General features: G+C 71.8%; 9 protein-coding genes. 3 read left to right on the top strand and 6 right to left on the bottom strand.

Translation table 11 applies throughout. The features are described from left to right. Positions 1 to 294 precede the first annotated feature (294 nt). On the bottom strand, positions 295 to 1,470 hold the full coding sequence (locus IE242_RS14725) for an acyl-CoA dehydrogenase family protein (protein ID WP_189859169.1): 1,176 nt from the start codon (positions 1,468 to 1,470) through the stop codon (positions 295 to 297). A 444-nt stretch (positions 1,471 to 1,914) separates the two neighbouring features. Between IE242_RS14725 and IE242_RS14720 the strand changes: the two genes are divergently transcribed. Continuing rightward, complete coding sequence (locus IE242_RS14720; RefSeq protein WP_189859168.1) at positions 1,915 to 3,156, top strand: glycoside hydrolase family 18 protein; 1,242 nt, start codon at positions 1,915 to 1,917, stop codon at positions 3,154 to 3,156. A 143-nt stretch (positions 3,157 to 3,299) separates the two neighbouring features. Here the strand turns inward: IE242_RS14720 and IE242_RS14715 are convergent, their stop codons facing one another. From IE242_RS14715 to IE242_RS14705, 3 genes are all read right to left on the bottom strand, one after another. Then, on the bottom strand, positions 3,300 to 3,959 hold the full coding sequence (locus IE242_RS14715) for a TetR/AcrR family transcriptional regulator (protein WP_189859166.1): 660 nt from the start codon (positions 3,957 to 3,959) through the stop codon (positions 3,300 to 3,302). A gap of 142 nt (positions 3,960 to 4,101) precedes the next feature. Further along, positions 4,102 to 4,248: an SCO1431 family membrane protein gene (locus IE242_RS14710; protein WP_189859164.1), complete on the bottom strand. Its 147-nt coding sequence runs from the start codon at positions 4,246 to 4,248 to the stop codon at positions 4,102 to 4,104. A gap of 150 nt (positions 4,249 to 4,398) precedes the next feature. Next, entirely contained in the window at positions 4,399 to 5,793 is a 1,395-nt protein-coding gene (locus IE242_RS14705) for a C39 family peptidase (RefSeq protein ID WP_189859162.1), read from the bottom strand. 166 nt (positions 5,794 to 5,959) lie between these two features. Here IE242_RS14705 and IE242_RS14700 point away from each other — a divergent pair, with 166 nt between their 5' ends. Both IE242_RS14700 and IE242_RS14695 read left to right on the top strand, forming a co-directional pair. Continuing rightward, positions 5,960 to 6,631 (top strand): uridine kinase family protein, encoded by a 672-nt coding sequence (locus IE242_RS14700; RefSeq protein WP_229858943.1) that lies wholly within the window; start codon positions 5,960 to 5,962, stop codon positions 6,629 to 6,631. A 442-nt stretch (positions 6,632 to 7,073) separates the two neighbouring features. Beyond that, positions 7,074 to 8,942: an AAA family ATPase gene (locus IE242_RS14695; protein WP_189859160.1), complete on the top strand. Its 1,869-nt coding sequence runs from the start codon at positions 7,074 to 7,076 to the stop codon at positions 8,940 to 8,942. A gap of 80 nt (positions 8,943 to 9,022) precedes the next feature. Here IE242_RS14695 and IE242_RS14690 read toward each other — a convergent pair whose 3' ends face one another. Both IE242_RS14690 and IE242_RS14685 read right to left on the bottom strand, forming a co-directional pair. Continuing rightward, positions 9,023 to 10,114, bottom strand: coding sequence for a hemolysin family protein (locus IE242_RS14690; protein WP_189859159.1), 1,092 nt, complete (start codon positions 10,112 to 10,114; stop codon positions 9,023 to 9,025). Continuing rightward, the gene (locus tag IE242_RS14685; RefSeq protein ID WP_189859157.1) at positions 10,111 to 11,580 is read right to left on the bottom strand and encodes a hemolysin family protein; all 1,470 of its coding nucleotides are present in this window, start codon (positions 11,578 to 11,580) and stop codon (positions 10,111 to 10,113) included. Before IE242_RS14685 ends, IE242_RS14690 begins: the two co-directional genes overlap by 4 nt. Positions 11,581 to 11,708: the final 128 nt, after the last annotated feature.

The following is an 11,708-nucleotide window of genomic DNA, read 5'->3' as shown; positions in this document are numbered from 1 at the left end:
GCGGGTGACCGTGTCGGCGGTGTGCACGTTGTCCCGGTATGACCCTCACCTCTGCAGTGGCCGGGCGCCGTCTTCACATCACCGTCCCGGCGTCGTCCGCGGGAACGGTGCCACGGCGGCCCGGGACGTCACCCCAGGATCCGCCCATCTACCGGGCCATGATGCGCAATTGGGCGGAACGCGGGCGCACGCTTCCCGGCTGCCACGACCCGGAGTGGGCCCGGCTCGCGACACCTCCGCACGAGGCCGACCCGTTCACGGCACCCGCGGACCCGTACGGTCCGGGCACCGTCCTCAGCGCGAGTCGGGACCCGCGAGGTGACGGGCGATGACCATCCGCTGGATCTGATTGGTCCCCTCGACGATCTGCAGCACCTTGGCCTCGCGCATGTACCGCTCGACCGGGAAGTCCGCCGTGTAGCCGTACCCGCCGAGGACCTGGACGGCGTCCGTGGTGACCTTCATCGCCGTGTCGGTGCAGTGCAGCTTCGCCATGGCGGCCTGCTTCGAGAACGGCAGGCCGGCGTCCCGCAGCCGCGCCGCGGCCAGGTACAGGGCCCGGCCCGCCTCGATCTGCGTCGCCATGTCGGCCAGCAGGAAGCGCAGTCCCTGGAAGTCGGAGATCGGGCGCCCGAACTGCTGCCGCCCGGTGGCGTACGCGACCGCCTCGTCGAGTGCCGCCTGCGCCAGGCCGATCGCGCAGGCCGCGATGCCGAGCCGTCCGGAGTCCAGCGCGGACAGAGCGATCGCGAAGCCCTGCCCCTCCTCGCCGATGCGCCGCTCGTCGGGGATCCGCACCCCGTCGAAGTGGACCTGCGCGGTGGGCGAGCCCTTCATCCCCATCTTCTTCTCGGGCGCCGCGGCGCTCAGCCCCGGGACGTCACCGGGGACCAGGAAGGCCGTGATGCCCCGGGGACCCTCGGCACCGGTGCGCGCCATGACCGTGTAGAAGTCGGCGATCCCGCCGTGCGTGATCCAGGCCTTGGTGCCGTTCAGCACCCAATGTCCCCCGCCTTCCCGTACCGCTTTCGTACGGAGGGACGCGGCGTCCGAGCCCGAGGACGGCTCGGACAGGCAGTACGCGCCGAGGAGACCGCCGCCCAGCATCGCGGGCAGATGCTCGACCTGCTGCTGCTTGGTGCCGTAGGTCGCGAGCGCGTAGCAGGACAGGGAGTGCACGCTGACGCCGAGGCCGACGGTGAGGCGGGCCGCGGCCAGCTCCTCCAGAACCTGTAGGTAGACCTCGTACGGCTGGTCACCGCCGCCGTATTCCGCGCCGTACGGCAGGCCGAGCAGTCCCGACTGTGAGAGCAGGCGGAAGAGTGCGCGGGGGAAGCGGCCGGCGTCCTCCTCCTCGGCCGTATGGGGGACGATCTCTCGCTGGGCGATCTCACGGACGAGCGAGATCAGCTCCCGGGCCTCGTCCGTGGGCAGCTGACGGTCCACCGGCGGTACGGCGCGGTCGAGCATGGCGGCGCTCTCCTCCCTGTCGGGCGCTCTCGGTGGACGCGCTCCGGGATGAGAGGCGCCACCGGGTCTCACAGGCCTGGCCGGCAACGCCCTTCCGGGTCTCGGAAGCTGCTGGTCAGCGGCCATGGCGGTTGCAGTATGCCCGCTTGGGAGCAGCACGTCACCGGTTAACGACCGTTTATTAGGACACATCTTCCGGGACCTGTCACCGCTCCCCCCTCCGCCCGCGCGTCCACTCGCGCGCCCGCCCTCACGTCATGGTCCGCACCATTGACCGAAGTGGTCTAGTCCTTCTACCGTTCACGCGACCGCCTTTTCGCGTTCATGCCAATCGGCGGGCCAGTACAGCGAGCCCAGTACAGCGAACCCAGAAACAGCGAACCCAGCACAGCGAGTCCAGGCACCACACCCCCACGTTCCCCCACGCTCCCCCACGGAGACAGGATGCTCAGACCACACCGCTCACTCGTCCGCTCACTGATGTCCGCCCTGTGCGCCGCCGCCCTCGGCGCCGGGCTGCTCGCCGGCGCGGGCACCGCCGGCGCCGCCGGGACCACGGCCGAGGCGCCCCAGCGGGCCGCGGCGGGCTCCAAGGTGATCGGGTACTTCACCGAGTGGGGCACCTACGACCGCAAGTACTACGTCAAGAACATCAAGACGTCCGGCTCGGCGGCGAAGCTCACCCACATCAACTACGCCTTCGGCAACGTCACCGGCGGCAAGTGCGCGATGGGCGACGCCTACGCGGCGACCGACCGGGCGTACACCGCGACCGAGTCGGTGGACGGCGTCGCCGACACCTGGGACCAGCCTCTGCGGGGCAACTTCAACCAGCTGCGGAAGCTGAAGAAGCAGAACCCCGGCCTCAAGGTGCTGTGGTCCTTCGGCGGCTGGACCTGGTCGGGCGGCTTCGGCGAGGCGTCCCGCAACCCGGCGGCCTTCGCCCAGTCCTGCTACGACCTGGTCGAGAACTCGAAGTGGGCGGACGTCTTCGACGGGATCGACATCGACTGGGAGTACCCGAACTCCTGCGGCGCCACCTGCGACACCAGCGGCCGGGACGCCTACCCGAAGCTGCTGTCGGCGCTGCGCGCCAAGTTCGGCGCCGACTACCTGATCACCTCCGCGATCCCGGCCGACGCCACCGCCGGCGGCAAGCTCGACGCGGCGGACTACGCGGGTGCCGCCCGGTACGTCGACTGGTACAACCCGATGACGTACGACTACTTCGGCGCCTGGGACGCGACCGGCCCCACGGCCCCGCACTCCGCGCTGACCTCCTACAGCGGTATACCGAAGGCCCAGAACCACACCTCGGCGACGATCGCCAAGCTCAAGGGCCTCGGTATCCCGTCCTCGAAGCTGCTGCTGGGCATCGGCTTCTACGGCCGCGGCTGGACCGGGGTCACGCAGTCGGCACCCGGTGGCACGGCCACCGGCGCGGCGGCCGGCACGTACGAGGCCGGGATCGAGGACTACAAGGTCCTCAAGACGAAGTGCCCGGCGACGGGCACGGTCGGCGGCACCGCGTACGCCAAGTGCGGCAGCAACTGGTGGAGCTACGACACCCCGCAGACCATCGCGGGGAAGATGACCTACAAGAACGCGCAGGGCCTGGGCGGCACCTTCTTCTGGGAGCTGAGCGGCGACACCGCGGGCGGTGAACTGATCAAGGCGATCAACTAGCCGCACGGGAACGGTGCCGGGGGCGGGGGCGGGTCCACGATCCGGACCCGCCCCCGGCATGCGGCGTCCTCACGCGCTCAGGCATCGCGACGCTCAGGCATCGCGACGCGCGGGCATCAGCGGCGCGCAGAAATCAACAGCGCTCAAGCATCGCGACGCGCGGGCTGCGGGGCGAGGTAGGCGGGTTCGAGTTCCTCGATGACGCGCATCGTGCCGCCCAACGTCTTCACCAGCAGCTCCCGCATGGCCTCGCGGGACAGCTCGGGGCGGTCGATCCAGTCGAGGGTGGCGCCCTCGACACCGCACACCCAGCCGAGGAGCCCCATGCGGGGCAGCGCCCCTATGTCACGCCGGCCGTACGCCCCCTCGGCGATGGTGGCGACGATCGTCTCGCGCACCGCGTCCCGGATGGCCTGGACCTGGGTGTCGAAGCCGACGCCGCCGCTGACGATGGTGCGGTACGCCTCCTGATTGCCCTCGGCGTAGCGCAGATAGCCGTCGACGGTCCGGTGCACCCGCTCCACGGGCGGCGCCTCCAGGCCGCCGGCCGCGAGGGTGACGAGGTCGGCCACCGAGTCCTCGACGATCGCGAGGTAATAGCCGCGCTTCGACTTGAAGTAGTAGTAGATCAGCCCTTTGGCGACATGCGCCTGCCGTGCGATGTCGTCCATCGACAGCGCGTCGTACGAGGTGTCGGCGAACAGCTTCCGCCCGATGGCTATGAGTTCGGCGCGGCGGGCGAGGGAGCGGCCGGTGCCGCGCGTCCCCGCTCGCCCGGTCGTGCGTGGTGGACTGTCAGTCAATGTGGGCCCAAGTCTCCAGCCGCCAGCGGGACATCGGCAGTATGGCAGACCGGTACCACTTGTTTGTTCGACTGAAGATCGACAGAGCCGACGGCCCGGAGGCCGGCCACCGAGGTCCGGTCCGGTGGACCGGCCGCTCAGGTCACAGCAGGCCGACCTGCGTGACCAGCATCGCCAGGACCACGACGAAGGTCCAGCCCATGATGTGCTCGAAGATCTTGGGGCCGTCGTCCTTGGGGCCGCCGGTGCGGGCCCGGGTGCCGGTGGCGGTGGCGGATGTCGCGGTCATGGCTTCTCACTGATCCCGTCGTGCGGTGGACTCCCCCCACCCGTCCGTCCACCTTGCCACCGAATGGGGCGATTGCCGCGGAGACGTTGGTCACAACGCTACGGCCCCCGGTCGTACCGGGGGCCGTAGCCGTCGATGCGACGACGGAGGTCAGCACATACCGACCGCCGCCAGCGCCCTGCTCTGCCGGGCGCTGGGACGTGCCGGGTAGTACAGGTAGCAGACCCCACCCGTGCCGGAGACGACCTTGCCGGCGGCGTTGTACCGCTTGGTTCTCAGCCAGATGTTCTCGAATTCCCGCCGCTTGTAGACCCGGCGCACGGCCTGGTTGCTGGGCGACGCCGGATCGTTGGCGATCACGTCACCGGCGGCGGTGAAACCGATCACGGTCATCAGATGGCCGGCCGTGCCGTAGCCCGCGCCGGTCAGCTCCGAGGCGAGGAACGACTGCGAGGTGATCACGGGGATCCCGGCCGCGATCAGTTTCTCCACGTCGGTGAGCGAACCGAGCCGGGTCACCACCGCTTCGAGGTCCTTGTACGTGGCGGCGTACGCGGCGTTGAAGGGCCAGTTCCCGCAGCCGCCGTACTGGTGGTCGAAGGTGAACCGGGCCGCGTGGCACACCTGCGGGTCCGCGTACGCGGGGTCGACCCAGGCCAGGTCCTGCGCGGTGGGCCGCCGCCCCCAGTACTCGATGATCATCTGCGAGGAGGTGGGGCTGCACCAGGCCTCGCCACCGTTGTCGTACTCGGGGTACTGCCCCTTGTGGATCTCCTGCGAGTAGCGCGGGACGACCAGCTCCTTGGCGAGCCGTGGGGTGGAGGCCGGGACGGTGAAGCGGTCGGGGACGTCGGAGCCCATCGCGCCGATCCGCCACACGGTGGGGGTGAGCGCACTGCCGGGCCGCCGGTAGAGGGTCAGCCGCAGCCGGTACGCGGCGATCCGCAGCCCCGAGGCCGGGGCGTCGATCGCGAGGGTGTCCGTCCAGACACTGCTCCTGCCGTCGCCCTGGCCGTCGACGGAGGTGCGCTTGATGTCCTGGTCGCCGGCCGCCCACCGGGCCAGCACGTACCAGGGCGTCTCGGCGCCGTCGGAGTACGTGCCGCGCACCTCGGCCTGGAGCCAGGAACCGGCCGGGGTGTGCGCGTTCCAGGAGGCGATCACCTCGGTGGCCGGGACGGTGAGCTTGTGGGCGGGGGACGTCCAGGTGGCGTACTCCCAGGCGGAGGTGGTGGCGGTGTGCGGGTCGGCGTAGTCGGTGGTGCCGGCCGGCCGGTCGATCACCAGGCCGGGGCGGGCGCCCGCCACCGCGCGCGTTCCCTGCGCGCTGCCCGAGCGCCAGTCGTCGTACGAGGTCCAGGCGCGGTTGTCCACCGTGGGGGCGCGGAGCCTGCCGGCCGAACCGCGCCCCGGCGCCTCCAGGAGGAGGGCGAGGTCCTGCGGGGAGCGGCCGGCGGCCGCGGCGGGTCCCGCGGCTCCACCAGCGGCCGCGGCGACAGCCGCGGCCAGAACGGTTCTGCGGGACAACTGCGAAGCTCTGCTCATGGGTGGGTGACCCCCAGTGGTCCGGACGGCGGGGTTCGAGCGACGGCTGTGCGCCAACTATGAATGTCGTACCCCGACTTCTGCCAGCACCCCGCACGCGGCGTCACACCAATATTGGACGGGACCACTGGCAGCCCGCGGGGGCGGCGGAGGTGACGCGGGTTCCCTGGGTAGAGTCGGCCACCGCACCGTCTCCCCCACCACCCCGGGAACCGTCATCCACCAGCTCGCCACCCGTCTGCGCCGCCTGACTCCCTCCTGCGGCCCTGTCCGGCTGATCGGCGTCGACGGGCACGCGGGCTCCGGGAAGAGCACCTTCGCCGGCCGGCTGTCCACCGTGCTCGACGGCGCCCCCGTGCTCCATCTGGACGACATCGCCACCCACGAGGAACTCTTCGGCTGGACCGGGCGACTGCTGGAGCAGGTGATCGAGCCGCTCGCCCACGGCGGCCGCGCACGCTATCTCCCGTACGACTGGAACGCGCGCGGCTTCGGGCCCGCCCGGACGCTGCCCGCGGCACCCGTGGTGCTGATCGAGGGGGTCGGCGCCGGCCGCCGTGCGCTGCGGCCGTATCTCGCGGAGCTGCTGTGGATGGACGTGCCGCGGGAGGAGGCGTGGGCGCGCGGGCGGTCGCGGGACGGGGAGGCGCAGCGGGACTTCTGGACGGGATGGGTCGCCGCCGAGCGCCGGCACTTCGCCGAGGACCCCTCCCGGCCGTTCGCCGGCCTTCTGGTGCGACAGTTCCCCGAGGGATACGAGGTCCTGCCGGGACCGGCCGGGACCAGTGATGCGCCCCTCTCCCTCACGCACCGTGACGGGCCGTCCGCGGTGTGCTGAACTTGTGAAGGCCCTTGCGTGAGAACTTCCGTCAGTGCTCCAACTCGGCTTGACCCGGGGGCCGTACAGGACTTACGTTCTCAATGTGCGGCCTTTCGAAGCCGCCGTAGACGCGAAGCCCCCGGTTGTTCCCCCGTGATCGGGGGCTTCGTTCTGCCCTTCATCCCCTCTCTCCGGCGCCTCCGGGGCACGATTCGTTCACCCTGGGTCACCGAGCACGGCGCCCGCCGTCCGCCCCCACCTCGGAAGACGGGCCCTGCGGCACTCTTCGGCGGGCCACTCCCCCGCAGGTACGATGCCCTCGGTGCGACCTTCGGACGGCTGCTTGAGCGCACCGTTACAACTCCCGTCCGCAGCACGACGGTTCGACGAACGCTGCCGACGGCACTGGTCGGTGACAGTCGATGGCATACCGACGGGGGCACGGTTTGTGGGGGACGTGATGGACTTCGGCACGCGGGGCCCCGAGGCTCCCGCCGACCTCGCCTGGGTGCGAGGCGTGGACGCCTACACGATGGGCGCCTATCCGCAGGCGGAGGAGGAGTTCCGTACCGCGGTGCGGATGGACCCCGGGATGGCCGACGGCTGGCTCGGCCTGCACGCCCTGCGGGTGGACACGACCACCGCGCTGCTCAGAATGTTCCGGCACCGGGACCGCTTCGGGGAGCAGCGCGCCCGCCACCGGCGCACCCTCAACTCCTGGTACTGGCTGGGCTGGTGGGTGCAGCCGGTACTGGAGAGCCCGCGCGACCTGCTGCTGGCCCACGCCTCGCACTGGCTGGACGGCCGGCACGTCCCCGAGCTGGACCGCGCCCTCGCGGGACTGCCCCCCGTCGACGCCGATCCCCAGGTCCGCTTCCTGCACGCCTGCCGCGCCTACCTCGTCAAGGACTGGGAGCAGCTGGTCCGGCACACCGACCCGCTGGTCAACGACCCGATGCTGGGCATCGAGGCCGGGCTGTTCGGCGGCATGGCCCGGGTCCGGCTGGAGATGTACGGCCAGGCGGAACCGTTGCTCTCGGCCGCGCTGATGCGCTGCCGCAGCGAGCAGCCGCAGCGCAAGGAGCTGCGGTACTGGCTGGCCCGCGCCCACGAGGGCACCGGCCGGTCCGCGGCGGCGCTGCCCCTGTACCGGGCCGTGCACCGGGTGGACCCGGCCTTCATGGACACCTCCGCCCGGCTCGCGGCGATCGCCGACGGGGACGGGTACGACGAGGCGGCCGACCTCGCCGCGATCGCGCTGAGCGGGGGCGGGCCGGACCTCCTGGAGGGACCGGACGGCGTCGACCCGCTCTTCGGCTTCGAGGAGCGCGACCTGAAGATAGAGCCGGATCTCCCGCCGCCGGGCGGTCTGCCGCCGGAGACGGGCGACACGGTGGTGCGCGAGAAGGCCGCCGCGGCGCCGGCACAGCCCTTGCCCACAGGCCCCACCGATCCGGCCCTGCTGGAGGACGCGCTCGCGCAGCTGGAGCGGATGGTGGGCCTGGAGCCGGTGAAGCGCCAGGTCAAGGCGCTCTCGGCGCAGCTGAACATGGCGCGGCTGCGGGCCGGCCAGGGGCTGCCCGTCCAGCCGCCCAAGCGCCACTTCGTCTTCTCGGGTCCCTCCGGCACCGGCAAGACGACGGTCGCCCGTATCCTCGGCCGCGTCTTCTACGCACTGGGGCTGCTGGGCGGCGACCACCTGGTGGAGGCCCAGCGCGCCGACCTGGTGGGCGAGTATCTGGGCCAGACCGCGGTGAAGGCCAACGAGCTGATCGACTCGGCGATCGGCGGCGTCCTGTTCGTGGACGAGGCGTACGCGCTGTCCAACTCCGGGTACGGCAAGGGGGACGCGTACGGCGACGAGGCCCTGCAGGTGCTGCTGAAGCGCGCGGAGGACAACCGCGACCACCTCGTCGTCATCCTGGCCGGCTACCCGGAGGGCATGGACCGCCTGCTGGCCGCCAACCCCGGGCTGTCCTCCCGCTTCACCACCCGCGTCGACTTCCCCTCGTACCGCCCCCTCGAACTCACCTCGATCGGCGAGGTGCTGGCCGCGGAGAACGGCGACATCTGGGACGAGGAGGCGCTGGACGAGCTCCGCTCCATCAGCGGGCACGTCGTCGACCAGGGCTGGATCGACGAGCTCGGCAACGGGCGGTTCCTGCGGACGCTGTACGAGAAGAGCTGCGCGTACCGGGATCTGCGGCTGTCGGGCTATCCCGGCACCCCGACCCGCGACGACTTGTCGACCCTGCGACTGCCGGACCTGATGCAGGCGTACGGGGAGGTCCTGTCCGGGCGGGCGCCGCAGGATCCGTCGGCCATGTGAGCCAATCCCGTGGGGGCCGGGTGTCGTTCGCACCGGGTCTCGTCCGCAACCGGACCGGATTCCGTCCCCCGGTCAGCCGGTCAGCCGGTCAGCACCGCCTCCTCCGGGGGACCGCTGGTGCGGGGCTGCGCGATCCGGACGGGCTGGATCTGCCGGTGCGCCGGGTCGCGGACCTCGCCCACCAGCAGCTCCAGCACGTCCTCCAGGGCCACCAGACCCACGATCCGGCCCGAGGCGTCGGCCACCTGGGCGAGGTGGGTGGCGGCACGGCGCATGACCGTGAGGGCGTCGTCCAGCGGGACATCCGCGCCGAGGGTGGCCATGGGCCGCCATATCTGCTGCGGGACCGCGCGGCCGGTGTCCTCCAGGTCGAGGACGTCCTTGACGTGCAGGTACCGGCCCATGAAGGCGCCGTTCTCCGCGACCACCGGGAAACGGGAGTACCCGGTGCGGGCGGTGAGCTCCACGACCTGGGCCGGGGTCACCGCCGGCCCCACCGTGACCAGCGCCTCCCGGTCCAGCAGGACGTCCGTGACGGGGCGGGAGCCCAGCTCCAGGGCGTCCTCCAGGCGCTCCTGCTCCTCGGGGTCCAGCAGCCCGGCCTGACCGGAGTCCTCCACCAGGCGGTTGAGCTGCTCACTGGTGTAGACCGCCTCGACCTCGTCCTTGGGCTCGACCCGGAAGAGCCTCAGCACCAGGCGGGCACAGGCGCCCAGCGCGACCGTGACCGGTCCGCACAGCCGGGCGAAGGCGACGAGCCCCGGGCCGAGCCACAGCGCCGTCCGCTCGGGGGCCGCCATCGCCAGGTTCTTCGGCACCATCTCGCCGATGACGAGGTGGAGGAAGACGACCGCGGCGAGCGCGATCACATACCCCAGGGGGTGGATGGCGCCGTGCGGCAGGTGGATCGCCTCGAACACCGGCTCCAGCAGCCGCGCCACGGTCGGCTCGGCGACCGCTCCCAGCGTCAGCGAGCAGACGGTGATGCCGAACTGGGCCGCCGCCATCATCCGCGGCAACCGCTCCAGGCCGTACAGCACCTGCCGTGCCCGCGCCGTCCCCAAGGGCTCGATCTGACTGCGGCGGACGGACACCAGGGCGAACTCCGCGCCGACGAAGAATCCGTTCGCCAGCACGAGCAACAGCGCGAACAGCAGCCGCAGCACGCTCATCGGGCGGCCTCCGTGACAGAAGCGGCCGCCATGGCGGGAGCGGTTTCCACGGCACGGGTGGGCTGCACGCCCCGGACGGGCTGCGGAACGGGGGCAGGCCGCGTCCCGGGCTCCGTTCCGAGGACGAGCTCCCCACCGCCGCCGGGACCCGCCTCCGCGGCCGGAACGAGCCGTACGAGACGTACGCGCTCCGCCCGGTAGTGGCCGACCTGCACGACCGACAGCCGCCAGCCCGGGAGTTCGGCCCGGTCACCGGGGACCGGGATGCGGTCCAGCAAGTCGGCGACGAGGCCCGCCACGGTCTCGTACGGTCCCTCGGGCACGACCAGTCCGATGCCGCGCAGGGCGTCGACGCGGCAGCCGCCGTTCACGTCCCAGGCAGGCAGGCCGTCCTCGGGCGGAGCGGGGGCGAGTGCGGGCACGTCCTGACCGTCGTGCTCGTCACGTACCTCGCCGACCAGTTCCTCGACGATGTCCTCCAGGGTCACCACACCGGCGGTGCCGCCGTACTCGTCGATCACGACGGCGATGGGCTGTTCGCTGCGCAGCCGGGCCAGCAGCAGCTGCACGGGGAGCGTCCCGGGGACCAGGAGCGGTGTCTGCGCGATGGTGCCCACCGGGGTGCGCAGCCTTTCGTGCGCGGGCACGGCGAGGGCGTCCTTCAGATGGACCATGCCGACCATCTCGTCGATGCGCTTCCGGTAGACGGGGAAGCGGGACAGGCCGGTGGCGCGGGTCAGGTTGACGACGTCCTCGGCCGTCGCGGACGACTGCAGCGCGTTCACCCTGACCCGCGGGGTCATCACGTGCTGCGCGGTCAGCCCGGCCAGGGACAGGGTGCGGACGAAGAGGTCCGCCGTGTCCTGTTCCAGCGCTCCGGCGCGGGCCGAGTGCCGGGCGAGGGAGACGAGCTCACCGGGGGTGCGGGCGGAGGCAAGTTCGTCGGCGGGCTCGACGCCGAGGGCGCGGACGAGGCGGTTGGCGACCGCGTTGAGCCCGGCGATCACGGGCCGGAACAGGCGGGAGAAGACGTACTGCGGGCCGGCCACGAAGCGGGCGACCTGCAGCGGCCGGGACACCGCCCAGTTCTTGGGCACGAGCTCGCCGATCACCATCTGCACGGCCGAGGCCAGCAGCATGCCGACGACCACGGTGACTCCGGACACCGCTCCCCGGGGTATGCCGACCGCCGTGAACGGGCCGTGCAGCACCTGGGCGAGCGCCGGTTCGGCCAGCATGCCGACGACGAGTGAGGTGAGGGTGATGCCGAGCTGGGTGCCGGAGAGCTGGAAGGACAGCTCCTTGTGGGCGTCCACCACCCTGCGGGCCCGCCGGTCGCCCTCGGCGGCGGCCTTCTCCGCGTCCGGCCGCTCGACCGTCACGAGGCCGAACTCGGCCGCCACGAAGAATCCGTTGGCGAGGATCAGCAGGAGCGCCGCCCCGAGGAGCAGCAGGGGGAGGGTCATGATGCCGCCGTCCGGGCCGGGGCACGGAGCGGGTCCGTGCTATGTCGGCAGGGGGCGGCGCAGGTACTGCAGGACGATCCGTCCATCGCCGGAGGGTGTCACTCCTCGGGTAGCAGGAACCCCTGCGC

This window comes from Streptomyces poonensis (assembly GCF_014650915.1).
Classification (GTDB): Bacteria; Actinomycetota; Actinomycetes; order Streptomycetales; family Streptomycetaceae; genus Streptomyces; species Streptomyces poonensis.
This window is presented reverse-complemented; position numbering and strand designations above follow the sequence as displayed.

Excerpts from the sequence above, each read along its gene's own strand:
- IE242_RS14710 (WP_189859164.1), bottom strand. The coding sequence starts at position 4,248 with ATGACCGCGACATCCGCCACCGCCACCGGCACCCGGGCCCGCACCGGC.
- IE242_RS14690 (WP_189859159.1), bottom strand. The coding sequence starts at position 10,114 with ATGAGCGTGCTGCGGCTGCTGTTCGCGCTGTTGCTCGTGCTGGCGAAC.
- IE242_RS14705 (WP_189859162.1), bottom strand. The coding sequence starts at position 5,793 with ATGAGCAGAGCTTCGCAGTTGTCCCGCAGAACCGTTCTGGCCGCGGCT.
- IE242_RS14725 (WP_189859169.1), bottom strand. The coding sequence starts at position 1,470 with ATGCTCGACCGCGCCGTACCGCCGGTGGACCGTCAGCTGCCCACGGAC.
- IE242_RS14685 (WP_189859157.1), bottom strand. The coding sequence starts at position 11,580 with ATGACCCTCCCCCTGCTGCTCCTCGGGGCGGCGCTCCTGCTGATCCTC.
- IE242_RS14720 (WP_189859168.1), top strand. The coding sequence starts at position 1,915 with ATGCTCAGACCACACCGCTCACTCGTCCGCTCACTGATGTCCGCCCTG.
- IE242_RS14695 (WP_189859160.1), top strand. The coding sequence starts at position 7,074 with ATGGACTTCGGCACGCGGGGCCCCGAGGCTCCCGCCGACCTCGCCTGG.